Source organism: Ningiella ruwaisensis, assembly GCF_004798935.1.
GTDB classification, from domain to species: Bacteria; Pseudomonadota; Gammaproteobacteria; order Enterobacterales; family Alteromonadaceae; genus Glaciecola; species Glaciecola ruwaisensis.
The window spans coordinates 448,805-465,231 of sequence record NZ_RAHT01000002.1; the positions used below are offsets into that span (position 1 = coordinate 448,805).

Genomic DNA, 16,427 nt, shown 5'->3' on the forward strand with positions numbered 1-16,427 from the left:
TACGAGCAAATTAAAGCGGCTTTTCCCAGAAAAGCGCCTGACCTGAAGCGGGATCCAGTTCGTAAGCTTCGAACCCAGCTTTTTTATAGGCGTTTTTCGCACTGTCATTTTTGCTTAATACTTCCAAAGTAAGTTTGCAGGCGTTGCGTTGCCTTGCTTCTTCTTCAATCGCGCGAATTAATGCTTTACTAACGCCTTTGCCTCTGTAAGCCTCTAAAACAGCAAAATCATGAATGTTAATCACCGCTTTTGCTTTAAACGTAGAAAAGCTCTCAATACAATTTGCAAAAGCAATAGGTATCAGGTTTTGCTTAGCTTCTGTTCTAACGGTATTAGCGTCATCCGAAGTCAAATAAACAATAATGGAGAACATAAAAGAGCGCTTTTGAAGCGCACTTGGCAAAGACTGCAGGACATCATCGGGGATCGCCTTGGCGCCTCCCATTGGGTCAAGTGCATAAGCCTGAAGTAAATCGAGAAGCTCTGCCGTTTGCTGCGAATGAGTATAGTCAACTTTTTTACAAATCAACGAAAGTGGATGTTGTGACATATTTACATTTTTTCCTGAGATAAAGTCATTCACTTTAAATTTTTACTATGTGTGGGTACTTATTAACTTGCCAGAGCACATAAAATAAACGCTTTACTTTTTGTGCTTATTTTTTGTACTATAATCTTGTTATTAAAAATAACGTATAACATAACAGCAAATAATAATAACATAAGGTCGACGGAACGGCGTGTTCAACGACAAATAAGAGCGACGTTATGAAAATCTTCTTGATTAACGAAAGCGCTAAAGAGCGCGATTGGTTAACCGCCGCGCTAAGGTTGACCAGTCAAATCGATAACATTATCTGCCTTGAGAGAGGATACGAACTCGAGGTTGAGGAATCCAGTTTTACATCGGCGTTTATTATCGTCACACAAGAGCAGTTTCCCGCGCTGCGCCGCCAGTTATCAAAGTTTTACTCAGCTAAGGAGCTCCCTTGCCCTATTCTAATACTGTCTGATTCATTCGATAGCTTTGACGTTAGTGGCTACCGCCATTTTACGCTTGATGCGTTTCCCACGCATGCGCTAACGCCACAAATACTGAAATATCTGCTCAGTACCCTTAAGCGTGACTTTAAAAAAGACATTCGCTTGAAGCGGCTTGCACACTACGACACGCTCACTGGTGCAACAAATCGCTATTTATTCAGTGACAGGGCAAAGCAAGCGTTAGCGGCTGCTCGTCGACAAAATGAAGCACTTGCCTTTATGTACTTTGATTTAGATAAATTTAAAGAGATCAATGATAAATATGGGCACAACACCGGGGATGAGTATCTTAAGACCTTTGTTCGCACGGTGGAGGAAAACATACGGGATACGGACACCTTTGGTCGACTGGGCGGCGATGAATTTGGTTTACTTTTACCTAAATCCTACGAATTAGACGCAGTTAAAAAAGCGAAAAAAATACTTGATGCTTTAAATATTCAGCATGCCATCAATGGCCATAAACTCAATATTGCTACTGCTATCGGTATAGTGGCAATAGAAGGAAGCACAGTGAGCCCTGAACTGAATTACAAAGCGCTAGTTGGCTTTGCTGACAAAGCAGCCTTTGCGTCTAAGAAAAAAGGCAAGCATCAATATTCGGTGTACAAGCCGACTGTGAGAGCAAAACGAAAAGCACTGGCTTCCGTGTGATAGAGTAAGTTGCGCAATTAAGCGTCTAACTTACCTCTTTTCGCTTCGCTCACATAAAAGCCCCCAGGAATTGAATTCCTGGGGGCTTATCTTATATAAAACGAGCTTTTACTAGCTTTGAGATTGTTGCGTAAACGTTTTGTCAAACCACTCTTCAATCATTTGATGCTCATAAGGGAACGCATATCGGTGTCGAACAAAACCTGCCCGGTCTAAATAATTCATATCTTTAAGCTCAACGTCGTCCGACATAAGAACCGCGCCTGAAGCGTCTTTTAATTGATAACTAAACTTAACACGCGGAAAATAAATATCTTCCAACACGCGAATATCGTTATGTAACATATTGATCGGAATTCTGGGACTGCGGGTGTCTCCAGCCAAATCAATATCAGTCACGGTAACATCAAGAGTTTGTCCATCAGGGAGCGTTTGCGCCAAATCATCGAACATTTCATAAAAGCTATCTGTCACATGCTCTCTAAATTTTGAGCGTGTCTGATTACTTGGCCTGATATCCGTATATTTTTTTGGTGCAACAAAAGCAATATTTAACTTTTCACTACTTTGTTCAATCGTCTGTATGTCGCTTTTATCGTCTTCACCCGCCAAGGCCGAAAACGCTACGTTTGACAAAGCAACAATACCAATTAAAGGGATCAGCTTGGATTTCATATCATCCTCCACAGTGAAATAAGCTTTGCTAAATTACCCGGACAAACAAACCCGAGTAGCCAGCATTGCTTTAATAATTGTAGATTAGACGTGAGGGAGCTGCAAAAGTTCATGTGGTATTAAAATAGGCGCATGCATGAAAGCAATTGAAAAACAGATGAATTTATTTATTGGCAGAAATGATTTGTTCTTGCGCGATGTCTGAGCAGAACTTCATGAGATTGTTACCAAACAAATACGGGTTTTTATCGCCTTTTACACAGTATAAGTCGTAAAAGGTTCTAACGCTTTGAAGCGAGCTTGTCACCTCGTAAACATAGTCTGTTTGATGAGGCTTTAGCGACATATTGTTATGTAAAAATCGAGTTTGTAGTCGTGTGAGTTGTCTTCGCTCTGGCACATTCGCTAAGGAATCATACCAACCGTTAATAGTTCCACCCACTCCTGCAAAAAAAGTTTTTGATGTGTCTGTTGTGAGTAATAGAGCTAAACAAATAACACTTACAATCGCAACGATCCAACGCCACATATGTTTATACATACCTTAAAAATTTATCTGATTTTAGTATAACGCTATAAACTGAAGAAGAAATGCTTATTTGGGTATAAACAACCATACCTCTGAATTGAATTTTTCAGCAAAAATAGACACTGTTGAATACTTTATTGATCTCTATTAAGAAATGCGTGACTGATCTTGGTATACTGTAATTCTCAAGCGTGTTTGTTTCTTAGGGTCTGATGATCTTAATAACCCGCAAATTTCAGGTGACAATGTGTATGTCTAGTTTGGAGCCAAAGGGCATGAATGAAAAAATTCGCGTGAAAGATGTAACGCCCGTCAAAATTCAAAAGCCTAGCGAGGCGCTAACCAAGCCCAATTACTCGGCACGTAATCGAATTTATGTAAGGGCAGTTCAAGGCACCTTTGAAAATATCCGACGTTTTTTCGGTTTAATCTTTTTGGGTGCATTCGCGCTTATTCCCTGGCTCAACTATAACGGTCAGCAAGCTGTATTACTCGATATCGCAGAGCAGCGTTTTAACTTCTTTGCCATGACGCTCTGGCCTCAAGACCTGACAATACTTGCCTATATTCTTATTGTAAGTGCATTTGCACTGTTTTTTGTTACCACCTTCGCAGGCCGCGTATGGTGTGGCTTTATGTGTCCACAAACCACTTGGACCTTCATCTATATTTGGTTTGAAGAAAAAATAGAGGGTCCTCGAAACAAGCGTATGAAGCTGGATCAACGGAAAATGGACGCCGACAAGTTCTTACGTAAAACTGCTAAACATGTTGCTTGGGTGGGCGTGGCCCTGCTTACTGCTTTAACCTTTGTTGGTTATTTCACGCCAATTGATGCGCTTTTTGTCAACTTTTTCACCTTCGACGCCGGTTTTTGGTTGAGTTTTTGGGTGCTCTTTTTCACCTTCTGTACTTACGCCAATGCAGGTTATATGCGAGAAATAATGTGCACGCACATGTGTCCTTATGCGCGTTTTCAGTCAGCCATGTTTGACAAAGATACCTATACTGTTGCCTATAATGCGCAGCGAGGTGAAAAACGCGGCCCACGCACCCGCAAAATGACACCTGAACAGGTTCAGGCGAAAGGCTTGGGCGATTGTATTGACTGTAACCTGTGTGTGCAGGTTTGTCCCACCGGCATAGATATTCGAAACGGTCTTCAATACGAGTGTATCAACTGTGGCGCATGCGTAGACGCTTGTAACGGCGTGATGGAGAAAATGGGCTATGAAAAAAATCTCATTAGCTTTACCTCCGAACATGAACTTAAGGGTGGAAAAACGCACATATTTCGCTCCAAGTTGCTAGGGTATGCGGTGGTACTTTGCGTAATGGTCGGGCTTTTAATTGCGGATATCGCAACGCGCGTTCCGCTTGAAGTTGATATCATCCGCGACCGAAACACCTTGTTTAGAGAGACAAACGAGGGCCTTATTGAAAATGTGTATACCCTTAAAATTTTAAATAAATCCCAGATTGATCGAAGCTATGCTATTCAGGTAAAAGGTTTAGTTGGTGCCAGATTTATAGGCAACGAGATCGTGGATGTTGCTGGCGGTGAAGTATTTACCCTGCCCGTTAGCGTTGCAACCGCGCCAGAAAATCTGGAAATAGGCACGCAAAAAATCTATTTCCATGTCAGCACAGCTGACGAAAAAGGAGATGTAGTGGAAACCGAAGAACCCAGTACGTTTATTTTTACCGGTGTCTGAATTTCATTTCACTAAATTAAGTCCCGAACTGATTCTCGATGGGATAGAAAGCTTGGGAGTGCGTGTCGCCTCAGGCTTGCTTGCCCTAAATAGCTATGAGAATCGTGTTTACCAGTTTACAGACGAGGACAATCAGCGCTTTGTAGTCAAGTTTTATCGCCCCAAGCGATGGAGCAATGAGCAAATTCTGGAAGAGCACGAGTTTAGTCAACTGTTAAGAGATGAAGATATCCCAGTTGTTGCGCCACTTAGTTTCAAGGGTAATTCCCTGCATAGTCTGGATGAGTATCGCTTTGCGTTATTTCCATCGGTCGGTGGACGACAATTTGAAGTGGATAACCTGGACCAGCTTGAATGGGTAGGCAGAAGTATCGGTAAAATGCATCGTCTGGCGCACACCAGAGCATTTACACATCGTCCTGCTTTTAGTTTAAACACTCACTTAGTAGAGCCCTTAAATACACTTAAAACCTACAATATTGTTCCCCATCATTTGCAGACGGCTTTTTTTACGATTATTGAACAGCTTATCACCCGCACCAGCCACTGCTATAACGAAGCGGTCTCCAGGCTAGAGCATGAAATAAGATTACATGGTGATGTGCATCCCGGAAATATACTTTGGCGCGATGGGCCTATGTTTGTCGATTTTGATGACTGTAGAAATGGTCCAGCCATTCAAGATTTATGGATGATGTTAAGCGGCGACAGACAGCAACAGCTCATTCAATTAGATACGCTAATCTCAGCCTACGAAGAATTTCATGATATTGACTACGCCTCTTTTCACCTTATTGAACCTTTGCGCGCAATGCGCATGGTACATTATATGGCATGGTTAGCGGTGCGCTGGCAAGATCCTGCCTTCCCCCAAGCATTTCCCTGGTTTGGAGAAGATAAATATTGGGAAGGGCAAATCCTGGCGCTTAAAGAACAGTATGCCGCATTAAATGAGCCCGTCTTAAAACTTGGGTATTGATGCACGCCAGAATGACGGTATCTATCACTCAATTTGATTCAGTCCAAGCGGCTCATTCAGAAGATTTATTCTCCCAGTATCGCGCTATAGCGTCTTTAGCAACAATGCCAAGCACATCCTGATTCAGCCCCTTAGCGTCACCTAAAAACATCTGAGCAATTTCCTTATCCGCTGCAGCCGTTACAACCAAATCAATTGCATCATCAATGGATTGTCCTGTTTCGCTGTAACGAACATGATGCTCTAAATCAATTAAATGATCGTTGCGTTCACTAAACCACTTTCGAAACACCATCTTGGCAAGCTCTTTATAACGCGGTTGATGCGCGCCAAACACAATAAGGAAGATATCTGAACTTGCTTTGTTGTAGGTTGCATCAATGGTATCCAAACTACTTACCAGGCGCTCAACTTCGTCATCTGCACTTAGGGATAGAAGTCGCGCAAATATTGGCTCAAGGCAGCGCGTGTAGGTTAAAAACGAATTGTGACAAATCGTATCGCTGTTATCATTTTCTTCCAGAAATTTCGCGGTCGCTTCTTGCAACTGCGCTTGTAAGCCCTTATCGATAAACTCCAAAACCTGCTTTGACCAAAGGTCAACTGCCGACTTGACCTGGCCCGCCCGATTTTGCGTTAAAGCGAAATAGCAGGCCATGGGAAGATGAGCTAGCGCTTTTAAGTGATGATAATAGCGACCATTTATTTCGTAACTATGCTCTTTTTCTCCACATTTTGCGATTAGTCTACTATCCATTTTGATGATAATGAGCACTTCACCTGTCATTAGTCGCTTTTTAATCTTTTCTTTCATCACAGCATACTGCTCGTGAAACGTGGCGTTTATATCTTTAAATATGCCTTCGTCAGGTAATTGACTTGTGTCCTTGATTTTAGCGCTCATACCTTTCCTCTCTGTTGGCTGCTTGTGCTTGTCGCTTATCGCGAAACACTCAAAAATGATAAGAATAGCCTAGACTTAAAAAATCCAAGCCCGGGTTTTTCGTATTGAATCCGCCATTTGAATAATGCATGTATCGAATAAAAACTTGATTTCGATTCTCTTTATCCAGACCTAAAATAAAGCCAATGCGATCTTCAAACTGATAGTTTGAACCGATATCCCGTCCGGCAAATTTCTCATCGTGCACATAACTTACGCCTATTCCAAATTCGAGAAAAAGCGGATAGCGCTGGTCAATATCCGTTAATTTTTTTACAAATACAGGAGAGAGCGCGAGCGCCCATGACGCATCGTCAAAAAAATTGTTCTCTGTTTTCCAAAAATTCACACTTGCCTCCCAATACAGGCGGGATTGTCCAATGATTGGAATTTCAAAAACGTCAGTCGTATAGGGTCGGTAGGCTAGTCTCGTTCCCTGAAGATTGGATGAACCGTCCAAATAGTCAATAGAAACAGCCTGCCTATGATGACTGTCCTGAGCATAAAGGTTGTGACTACCCATTAACAAAGTGAGAGAAATGAGGATGTGGCTGAAGCATCTATAGTTATGCATGTGCGTCCTTTGTTAGAAAACTGATACTAGTCTTCGATAAGCAAAACATATTCCTAAGGCTGAATATAGATAACTTATATTTTTCAGAAACTTATGCTTCTCATTCTTTTCGAGAATCAGTCATACTATGAAATTTAAGCCTAAACTTGTGAAAGTATTGCAAATGTCATTCTTTGCGATAAAACGTTGTCGTTGTAATTGTTAAGGCATTCTTTTATATTGCGCAGCATCAAGGTGCTTTTGTTGAGTGTTATGAACAGTCAGCAAAAGGTAAACGGGAAACAGGTGAAAAACCTGTACTGCCCCCGCAACGGTAATTAACAGGCAGAAATGCCAGTTCAGCAGATATATTGTAAAAATAATCAATAGGTCATCCACTGTGATCTTACGCGCGTTGAGTCAGCTGTGACTTTTTTAAATGCGTCAAGATCGTGGGAAGGTTTTGCATGAATGTTAAGAGTCCGGATACCGGCCTTGTAAGCGAGCCTCTTCTTTATACCCTGTTGTAAATACAGAGAAAAAGAAAGGGGCTTTAAATTGTCAGTTTGCTCGGCGGGAGCAATCACAAGGATTATCATGACTTTTAATAACAAAAACGCTCTGCTTTTGGCAAAAGCAGCGGCGCTAGGTTCCATTTTTCTGCAATCAAGCGGATACGCCAATCTAAACAATAGTGTTGATACCGAGATTATTAGTATTAGCGGTTCAAGAACAGCATTACCTCACTATCAAGTTGCCGGTGCCATAAGCGTCATTGATGAGGCGCAAATTAAAGCATCTGGCGCGATTAGCTTAAGCGAATTATTGCGTAGCATTCCATCGGTGAACATTTCAAAATCGGGCCCCTTAGGTACGCTCAGTGAGCTTAGACTTCGAGGGTCAGAATCCAATCACGTATTAGTGCTAATAGACGGGGTCGAAATTAACGACTTGGGACAAGGCGGTTTAATCGATTTATCACACATTCTACTGGCAAATATTGAACGCGTAGAAATTCTCAGGGGTCCGCAAAGCGCCGTATGGGGGAGCGCCGCTGTCGGCGGCATCATCAGTATTACCAGTAAAACTGCAAATAAAAACAATGCCTTCCTTGAGGGAAGCGTAGGGAGCGCAGCGAGCACCCAAATAAGTGCTGGCATGTCAAACACGCAACAAAAACTGTCCTATAGTCTAAGCGCAAACCTTATTGATACCGATGGTGAAAACATTGCGCGTGAAGGCGATGAAGCAGATGGCTATCGAAACGCCAGTGTTTTCGCAAAGCTTAATTATGCTTTCTCGCCTGATAACCGAGTAAGTACTAACATGCGTATCGTTGACTATAAAAGCGATTTTGACGAGACGGATTTTAGTAGCGGTTTAATTGCAGATGCCAACAACATCAGTCGTGGCGAACAACTTTCTTTTGGCTTGGATTGGTATCTTAATTTAGTAAAACAAAATCAGGCAAACGCTCCTTTTCTCTGGTCTCAGAATCTATCATTTCAATATTCGCAGCAAAGCAACGACAATTTTGCCAATGATAGTTTTACCGGCAGCACAAGCGGTGAAAAATGGCGAATGATCTATTATCATCACTTTGGCTTTTCTAATGGCCACTTCAACCTTGGCCTTGAGGGGGTTGATGAGCAATTTTCCCAAAGCGGACCAGTAAGCTTTGGCGATCCTAACCAAAATCAAAGCAACACAAGTCTTTCGTTTATAGCCGATAGTGCACAGCAACTTACTGAGCAACTTGCCTTAAATGCAAGCTATCGCTACGACAACAACGAAATTTTTGATAACGCAAGTAGCTATCGCTTTGGGATTAATTATAGTTTTAGTTCGCATATCAACACTTTTACTAGCGTTGGTAAAGCTGTGAAAAACCCTTCTTTTACCGAACGGTTTGGCTTTTTCCCCGGCACTTTTTTAGGCAATGCTGAGCTATCGCCAGAGTCATCCACCTCATTTGAGGCCGGGTTAAGGGCGCAATTAAGATCAGGGAGTATTCAGGTTTCCTGGTATCAGGCTATTCTGGAAGATGAAATACTGGGTTTTGAGTTTGATCCAGAAAGCGGCCTGTTTACTGCTCTAAATGCATTGAACGATAGCGAACGGGAAGGTATTGAATTGGAAATGAGCTTAAGCACAGGGGATGTTGATTGGGCGCTTTCATATGCCTATTTAGATGCAACGGAGCAAAACGCTGAAGGCCAAGCGAGTACCGAATTGAGACGCGCGCGCCACAGCGGTTCAATGTGGCTGAGCTACAATATTACTGCCACGCACCAAATATACCTGCAGGCAGATTATACAGGAGAAAGAAAAGACCGCTTTTTCCCACCTTTCCCGCAGGCCGCACAAATAATTAATCTCGATAATTACTGGCTTTTGAGCGCAAACTACCGATATAAACCAAATATGCAATGGACCTTTTCGTTGCGTGTAAGCAATGCGCTAGACACCGAATATGAAGATGTGGTGGGTTTTAGCGGAGAATCTCGGCGAATATTTGCCAGGGCAAGATACGACTGGTAGGAATCACCTGTGTGCATAAGCGAGTATTCTGGTATCTACTTGGGTTAAAGCTTATGCTATGCTTTTTATGAACTTATGTGTAAAAATTAACTCTTAAAGGCTCGTTAGTTAAGGAACTTAAAAATGAAGAAGTATTTGGTCGCTATGACTTTCGCCTCACTTATGGCGCTTGGTTTATCTGCTCATGCATTCGCTCAGGTTATGCAGTGGGAAGAAGGTAAGCATTATGAAGTGATTGCAGAAGAAGCCACAGCAAAACCTGAAGTGAAAGAATTTTTTTCGTTTTGGTGCCCAGCATGTTATCGCTTTGAGGCCGTTGTACCTGAAATCAAAAAAGCGTTACCTGAAGGGGTAAAGTTTGAGAAAGTTCACGTCAATTTCATGCGCTTTGCAGGAGCCGATGTTCAGGATGCTGCAACAAAAGCAATGATGATTGGAAAAAGTCTCAAGAAGCAAGATCAACTTGCAGGCGCTATTTTCAACTACATTCATGAACAGCGAGCAACGGTGACCGGTTTAGACGATCTACGAAAAGTGTTTATCGTCAATGGTGTAGAAGCTGAGGATTTTGACAAGCAGGCGAAAAGTTTTAGTGTCAATAGCCTTGTAGCTCGAAATAACAACGCTGTGAGTGAATATCGCGAACATTTGAGCGGTGTTCCAAACTTTATTGTCAACGGTAAATATCAAGTCAATTTAGGCAGTGTGCAAACGATGGATGAAATTGTTGATCTTATCGCATGGCTGGCTGAGCAAAAATAAGCAAACAGAAAGAAAAAACGGACAGTGTGTATTGACCTGTCCGTTTTTTTTATGCTCAAGTAACGCTGGATAAGAGACCTGGTGCTGAGCTTTAGTTTTGAACTTTAATTTCTTGGCTTTGATTTCTTAGGCTTGGTAATTTAGCCTAGTTCATCAGAGGCAATTTTGTATCGCGGATCCTCATTTACGTTGATTTCGACATACTCACCTGCCTTTTTCAGCAGAACGCGACAATCATTGCTAATATGGCGAATATGCAGTGTTTTTCCCTGTTCTTTATATTTATCCGCCAAGCTATCGAGTGCATCAACGCCCGAAGAATCCCAAATTCTTGAATCTTTAAAGTCAATAACAACGTCTTCCGGATCATTTTGCGGGTCAAAAATGTCCTTAAAGTGGCTAACAGAGCCGAAAAACAGTGGGCCATCTAAATCATAAACTTTCCAACCATCTTCATCGGTATGAGTGCGAGCAGCAATATGAGTGGCATGCTTCCATGCAAACACAAGCGCTGATACGATAACACCCACAACCACCGCTATAGCCAAATCCGCAATAACGGTAATCGCCGTAACGAGGAAAAGCACAAAGGCATCTTCTTTATTTACGCCGCGGATTATTCTAAAACTGGCCCATTCAAAGGTCCCAATCACAACCACAAACATTACGCCAACAAGCGCAGCAAGCGGGATCATTTCAATCAGAGGAGCTGCAAACAGAATAAATCCAAGCAGCACCATTGCCGCTGTGATACCAGACAATCTTCCGCGTCCGCCTGAGTTAATGTTGATCATGCTCTGACCAATCATGGCACAACCGCCCATTCCACCAAAAAAACCATTAACGGTATTGGCAACACCCTGCCCCACACACTCTTTGTTTCCGCGACCACGAGTGTCAGTCATTTCGTCTATCAGGCTTAGGGTGAGTAGCGATTCGATTAATCCAACCAAGCAGAGAATAACGGCAGTTGGCAGAATGATGTAAAGCGTTTCAAGCGTGAAAGGCACCATGGGGATCGCGAAAGATGGTAATTCACCGGCCAATGTTACCGTCGCTTTTTCGGTTTCTGGAACCATATCCCTAACAAAATCAATTACGGTGCGCGCTTCTAAATCCAAGCCGTGTACAAGCAAGGTTACCGTAACGATGGCGACGAGGGATGCTGGCACCGCTTTGGTTAATTTAGGCAGCAAATAAATGATGGCCATCGTAAGCAAAACCAAACCCAGCATCCAGTAAAGCATGCTGCCGCTCATCCAGGTAAGCTCACCAAAGCTATTGGTAACTTTAAATTGGCCCAATTGAGCTAAAAATATAACGATTGCCAAGCCGTTCACAAATCCGAGCATGACAGGATACGGCACCAGGCGAATAAATTTACCTAACCGAAAAACGCCTGCAAGTATTTGCAACACGCCAGCCAATACTACCGCTGCAAATAAATACTGCACGCCATACTGCGCAACAAGTGCCACCATTACGACTGCCATTGCACCGGTAGCGCCTGAAATCATGCCGGGACGTCCGCCAATGGCAGAGGTAATAAGACCCATCATAAAGGCCGCGTAGAGGCCTACCATAGGCTCAACACCTGCCACAAAAGCAAAGGCAACCGCTTCAGGCACCAAGGCTAGAGCAACGGTAATTCCTGAAAGCACATCGTTTTTAATGTTGCCCTCTGTGCCATTGATAATATTAAACATATTTTCTCTGTCTTGTTTTTAAGATGCGCGCGAGTCTAGCAGAATCAGGACGCAAAATCTTTTAACAGTATGTTAATACAAGTAATGAGGGTTTATGTGAGCTTTGTGTGTAAAAGTTTCTCATCTCGGCCACTATCCTTCTTAAAAAGCTCACAATTGATACCGACTAACTGAATATCTATATGATTTTTATGTAATTAATTTGATTTTTACTTGGAGCGAGACTTGCAAGACCTGCAATAAATACCGCAAATAAAAACATTCAGGCTTTCTTCAGACCTGCTGTTGATAACAAGTAAAAAAGGACTCAAGACTCGTGTTTATTATTAAGTATTACATCTTGCTATCAGTTTTATGCGCTATTGCTGCGTTTTATGTGCCAAACTGGTATTTCTCCGTTCTTTTGGCGTGGGTTTCACTTTCTTTAGGCGCGGTTTCTTTTGCCTATGTCAGTCAATCTCCTTGGATATTTAGGAAAAACGATAGAGGAAATATTCCTTTTTACGCACACTGGCTATTTATCCCCTTCTTGTTAGGCGCTCAGATATACAATTCCTGGCAACGAAAAAACGATACGGTTCCGGCTATTCAGAAAATTGAAGACGGATTGTTTTTAGCGTGTCGACTATTTCCTTCAGATATTGAAGAACTTCAGCGCTTGAAAGTAAAAGCAATTCTGGATGCTACTGCTGAGTTCTCAGGCATGAACTGGAGTGCAGATGATAAGAATCTGGCGTATTTAAATATTCCAATTTTGGACCATCAGGTGCCAAAAGAAAAAGACCTGCTTAAAGCCATTAACTGGATAGGCAACCAGTTGCAATCGGACCGAAACGTGGTTGTGCATTGCGCCTTAGGTCGCGGACGATCAGTGCTCATTATGGCAGCGTATTTAATTGCATCAGGGCGAGCAAAGGATATTGATGAAGCGCTGGAAAAGATCAACAGCATTCGAGGAACCGCCAGATTAAACAACTACCAATACAAAAAACTCAAATCCTTGCAGGATGAGGGAGCGCTTAATCTAAAGCAAAAAGCATTGATTGTTGCAAATCCAGTTGCTGGTGGTGGTACCTGGAATGTAGCAAAAGATCAAATTACTGAACATTTAGGCCAGAAATATCAATTGGAAGTCTATGAAACCAAGGCATCACCTAGCATTGCAGAGCAAGTAAGCAATATAGATTTGTCTGGTAAATGCTGCGTATTTGCCTGTGGTGGAGACGGCACGGTCAATGCTATCGCCAGTCGATTACTCAATAAAGATATTAGCCTGGGTATTATTCCAGCAGGCACAACCAATGCGTTGGCTCACGTGTTTTACGGGGGTAAATCAAAAATTATTCCGGTGTCGACAGCACTTAAGATCATTACAGAAGGTAAAACGATGACCATTGATGCGGCGAAATGCAATCAGGACACTATGCTGCTTGCTGCAGGTGTGGGTATTGAACAAAAAATGGTAGAAGGTGCAGACCGAGATAAAAAAAATGAATTAGGTGAATTGGCTTACCTTCAATCGTTATTTGAAGCATTGCAGCAAAATGACTGTGAAGAATACAGCGTTTCGTTCGATGGCAACAAAGCGGAAAAGATTTCGGCCAGCAGTATCTTAGTGGCAAATGCGGCACCTGCCACTACGCTGTTTGCACAAGGCAAAGGACAACCTAATCCGAGCGATGGTTTGCTCGACGTTACGATTATCAATACAGATTATTCGCGTTCAGAGCCAGTTACCAAATTGGCTGCACAAGCCTTAAGTAGTGGAAAACTAGACTTGGAAAATAGCGAAGATTTGCGTCATGAACGAGTCAGCAAAATTAAACTTTCGGCAAAGCATCCGTTGAAGTATGTCCTTGATGGTGAATTGCGAGAAGCCGATCAAATTACCATTAAAGTTGAGCCACAGGCTCTGAAAGTGTTTATCGCAGAAGATATCCATTTTGAATAGATTGAGTAAAGCCTTCCTTTTTCAGGTAAAAGCTACATGAACATTTTAGTGATAGCGTTTTTAACACAATAAATTCAAATACTTATATTTGGCATACTTTTAGCTAAACAAGAATGAAACATAAAAAAGTAAAGGAGAAATATATGAAACGCACAATATTATCTACTGCTTTAGCCCTTGCATTAACTACGTCGATGGCAAACGCTAATCCCGAAATGGAAAAAGATTCAGATTGGGATGGTTATGCAAAAGATGCATGGATTGACGGAAAAGCTGAAGCAACGCTGTTATTTAATGGCAACCTTGACTCCTTTGATATCAATACTGACGTCAAAGACGGTGTAGTGATATTAACGGGTAAAGTTGATAATGAAGTTGATAAAGAGCTAGCTTCGGAACTTCTTCTTGGCATTGATGGCGTGAAAAGCGTTGAAAATCAACTGACCGTGATGAACGAAGATGAAGAAGACTCAGATGTAATGAGTGGCTTTACTGACGCAAAAATTGCAACTGTTATCAAGTCGCGATTGTTGTTTGACTCAGAAGTCAGCGGCACCGATATTGACGTAAGTGTAGAGGATCAGATTGTAATGCTGCGCGGTACAGTTGATTCAGATGCAGCGAAAGATTTAGCAATGACAATTGCACAGAACACGGACGATGTAAAAGACGTGAAATCGGAAATTAGCGTCAAATCTAAAATGAACTAGTATTAATGGTTCGTTAGTTTGATTGCAGGATGTAATCAAACGGTTTAAAAGGTAGTGAAAACAAGCCGGGAATTCCCCGGCTTGTTTATTTTAAGCTGTTATCTTGCAGAGTCGAGGCTGAGCATTACCAAATTTGGCTGGGGTTAATATGTGTGATAGATTGTTTTCACGCGCTCTTCGGGAAAATCAGTCTTAATCGTTTTGTTACTTGCGATCATTCCAGTACCCTGGCTTACGGTGGTTATGCATGATGGCAACAACGTAAATTGTTTTTTTCTCTACGTTCTTATAAATAACAGAGTATGGAAATCGACTTAAAATAAAGCGCCTGTGATATTGTCCCATTTTAGGCCAAGTTAGCGGCAAAGAGTGAATAGAATTGAATGCCTCGTCTAGCTCTTGTATGAACTCATATCCAAGACCTTTCACCTGTTCTTGATACCAATCAAAGGACGATTTTATTTCTTCTGTGGTATCTGGATGAAATAGTAATTCATGCATGTAGCTTATAACTTTTGTTTGATTTGGTCCCACGTTATTGAACTAACTTTACCGCTTTCCAATTCGTTGCTTCGTTTTTCTGCCAATGATAACCACTCTTGTTCAACGTTATCATCAGCACATCCGTCCATTGCTGACAATAAACAATGAGCAGCGAGAGCTTTCTCTTTGGTGCTCATTTGGTCAATGCTATCCATAAGGTTTTTAAAAGCTTCCGACATATAGCTATCTCCAAACAATTTCACGGTGATTAGTTTAGCAGTTTATAGAATCAAGAGTAAAACATTTACATGCATAGCAATTCACCATCTAATGGTGAGCGATTAAGCCGCTTGTCTGCCAGAAATTGTTTAATAAAAATAAAAGTAGTTCGACTTCAAATACGAGATGTCGATTTTAACTTCATGCGCACTTATTGATCTTTGCTGAATGAATGTTTTGCGCAATTATCGATAGGCTCTACAATAGACACCTGTTCTTCTTATATCGCTGGAATTTTCATGTTAAACCGCATTTTAATGCTGATTTTTAAAGGCTTGCTCACCGTTTTACCTATAGGGCTAACCTTGTATTTGCTTCACTGGCTGACAATCAGCGTTGAATCGCTCGTCGCCCCTTACTTTAGCCACGCTTTTTACTTTCCGGGGCTCGGAATTCTAAGCACTTTGATATTTCTGGCCGCTGTGGGAATTGCAGTCAACGCATATGTTGTAAAGTCTTTACTTGGATACGGTAATCGGTTTTTTGAGCGCTTGCCACTAATTAAAACGCTCTATGGTGCGATAAGAGATGCAGTGGCGCTTTTTCAAGTCAGTAAAAACGAAGGTGAAAAGAGACCGGTGTCAGTTGAAATAGCGCCTGATATGCATGTAATTGGATTCATCACCAATGAGAAAATTGCACAACGTGTATTTCCCAATCAAGACAAGATTCCAGTGTATATGCCCTTGAGTTATCAAATAGGCGGTTATACGGTTTATGTACCAAAATCAAAGGTGAGTGAACTGGATATTGACGTTGAAACCGCCATGCGTCTTGCCATTACGGGCGGCAATTCATTAGAAGCGCCAAAAAGTGATTTACTCGAGTAATTTACTCAATTAAACATGCAGAAGACCTTACAATTTTTTGCAAATATTTCATATTTGCAAAGCATTAACGAAA

16 protein-coding genes and 1 riboswitch are annotated in these 16,427 nt (G+C 41.8%); of the genes, 8 read left to right on the forward strand and 8 right to left on the reverse strand.

The features are described 5' to 3' along the window. Window positions 1-10: 10 nt before the first annotated feature. Window positions 11-550 carry a GNAT family N-acetyltransferase gene (locus D6V41_RS05385; protein WP_136250448.1) on the reverse strand — a complete coding sequence of 180 codons (540 nt, stop codon included), beginning with the start codon at window positions 548-550 and terminating at the stop codon, window positions 11-13. Window positions 551-768: 218 nt separating this feature from the next. Here D6V41_RS05385 and D6V41_RS05390 point away from each other — a divergent pair, with 218 nt between their 5' ends. Then, entirely contained in the window at window positions 769-1,698 is a 930-nt protein-coding gene (locus tag D6V41_RS05390) for a GGDEF domain-containing protein (protein WP_136250449.1), read from the forward strand. A gap of 111 nt (window positions 1,699-1,809) precedes the next feature. On the opposite strand, the gene D6V41_RS05395 is transcribed toward D6V41_RS05390, so the two are convergent. Together D6V41_RS05395 and D6V41_RS05400 are read right to left on the reverse strand one after the other, a co-directional pair. Beyond that, window positions 1,810-2,373 carry a DUF3016 domain-containing protein gene (locus D6V41_RS05395; RefSeq protein WP_136250450.1) on the reverse strand — a complete coding sequence of 188 codons (564 nt, stop codon included), beginning with the start codon at window positions 2,371-2,373 and terminating at the stop codon, window positions 1,810-1,812. 163 nt (window positions 2,374-2,536) lie between these two features. Further along, window positions 2,537-2,902 (reverse strand): hypothetical protein, encoded by a 366-nt coding sequence (locus D6V41_RS05400; RefSeq protein WP_136250451.1) that lies wholly within the window; start codon window positions 2,900-2,902, stop codon window positions 2,537-2,539. A gap of 275 nt (window positions 2,903-3,177) precedes the next feature. On the opposite strand from D6V41_RS05400, the gene ccoG reads away from it, so the two are divergent. Together ccoG and D6V41_RS05410 are read left to right on the forward strand one after the other, a co-directional pair. Next, a complete protein-coding gene (gene ccoG / locus D6V41_RS05405) occupies window positions 3,178-4,617 on the forward strand; it encodes a cytochrome c oxidase accessory protein CcoG (protein ID WP_136250651.1) in 1,440 nt (479 codons plus the stop codon). Next, entirely contained in the window at window positions 4,610-5,596 is a 987-nt protein-coding gene (locus tag D6V41_RS05410) for a serine/threonine protein kinase (RefSeq protein WP_136250452.1), read from the forward strand. The genes ccoG and D6V41_RS05410 overlap by 8 nt, the downstream gene beginning before the upstream one ends. A gap of 52 nt (window positions 5,597-5,648) precedes the next feature. On the opposite strand, the gene D6V41_RS05415 is transcribed toward D6V41_RS05410, so the two are convergent. After that, window positions 5,649-6,500 (reverse strand): hypothetical protein, encoded by an 852-nt coding sequence (locus D6V41_RS05415; RefSeq protein WP_136250453.1) that lies wholly within the window; start codon window positions 6,498-6,500, stop codon window positions 5,649-5,651. A gap of 49 nt (window positions 6,501-6,549) precedes the next feature. Continuing rightward, complete coding sequence (locus tag D6V41_RS05420; protein WP_136250454.1) at window positions 6,550-7,113, reverse strand: acyloxyacyl hydrolase; 564 nt, start codon at window positions 7,111-7,113, stop codon at window positions 6,550-6,552. A 215-nt stretch (window positions 7,114-7,328) separates the two neighbouring features. After that, window positions 7,329-7,604, forward strand: a riboswitch (cobalamin riboswitch). An 85-nt stretch (window positions 7,605-7,689) separates the two neighbouring features. Between D6V41_RS05420 and D6V41_RS05425 the strand changes: the two genes are divergently transcribed. Beyond that, window positions 7,690-9,633, forward strand: a complete 1,944-nt coding sequence (locus D6V41_RS05425; RefSeq protein WP_136250455.1) for a TonB-dependent receptor plug domain-containing protein — start codon at window positions 7,690-7,692, stop codon at window positions 9,631-9,633. Between the two features lie 123 nt (window positions 9,634-9,756). Then, window positions 9,757-10,395: a thiol:disulfide interchange protein DsbA/DsbL gene (locus tag D6V41_RS05430; protein ID WP_136250456.1), complete on the forward strand. Its 639-nt coding sequence runs from the start codon at window positions 9,757-9,759 to the stop codon at window positions 10,393-10,395. Window positions 10,396-10,535: 140 nt separating this feature from the next. Here D6V41_RS05430 and D6V41_RS05435 read toward each other — a convergent pair whose 3' ends face one another. Then, complete coding sequence (locus D6V41_RS05435; RefSeq protein ID WP_136250457.1) at window positions 10,536-12,101, reverse strand: SulP family inorganic anion transporter; 1,566 nt, start codon at window positions 12,099-12,101, stop codon at window positions 10,536-10,538. A gap of 316 nt (window positions 12,102-12,417) precedes the next feature. Between D6V41_RS05435 and D6V41_RS05440 the strand changes: the two genes are divergently transcribed. Continuing rightward, window positions 12,418-14,052, forward strand: coding sequence for a diacylglycerol kinase family protein (locus D6V41_RS05440; protein WP_136250458.1), 1,635 nt, complete (start codon window positions 12,418-12,420; stop codon window positions 14,050-14,052). Window positions 14,053-14,195: 143 nt separating this feature from the next. Further along, window positions 14,196-14,762: a BON domain-containing protein gene (locus D6V41_RS05445; RefSeq protein ID WP_136250459.1), complete on the forward strand. Its 567-nt coding sequence runs from the start codon at window positions 14,196-14,198 to the stop codon at window positions 14,760-14,762. A gap of 204 nt (window positions 14,763-14,966) precedes the next feature. Here the strand turns inward: D6V41_RS05445 and D6V41_RS05450 are convergent, their stop codons facing one another. Further along, window positions 14,967-15,263, reverse strand: coding sequence for a type II toxin-antitoxin system RelE/ParE family toxin (locus D6V41_RS05450; protein WP_136250460.1), 297 nt, complete (start codon window positions 15,261-15,263; stop codon window positions 14,967-14,969). 5 nt (window positions 15,264-15,268) lie between these two features. Beyond that, window positions 15,269-15,484: an addiction module protein gene (locus D6V41_RS05455; protein ID WP_136250461.1), complete on the reverse strand. Its 216-nt coding sequence runs from the start codon at window positions 15,482-15,484 to the stop codon at window positions 15,269-15,271. Between the two features lie 279 nt (window positions 15,485-15,763). On the opposite strand from D6V41_RS05455, the gene D6V41_RS05460 reads away from it, so the two are divergent. After that, complete coding sequence (locus D6V41_RS05460; protein WP_136250462.1) at window positions 15,764-16,354, forward strand: DUF502 domain-containing protein; 591 nt, start codon at window positions 15,764-15,766, stop codon at window positions 16,352-16,354. Window positions 16,355-16,427 lie beyond the last annotated feature (73 nt).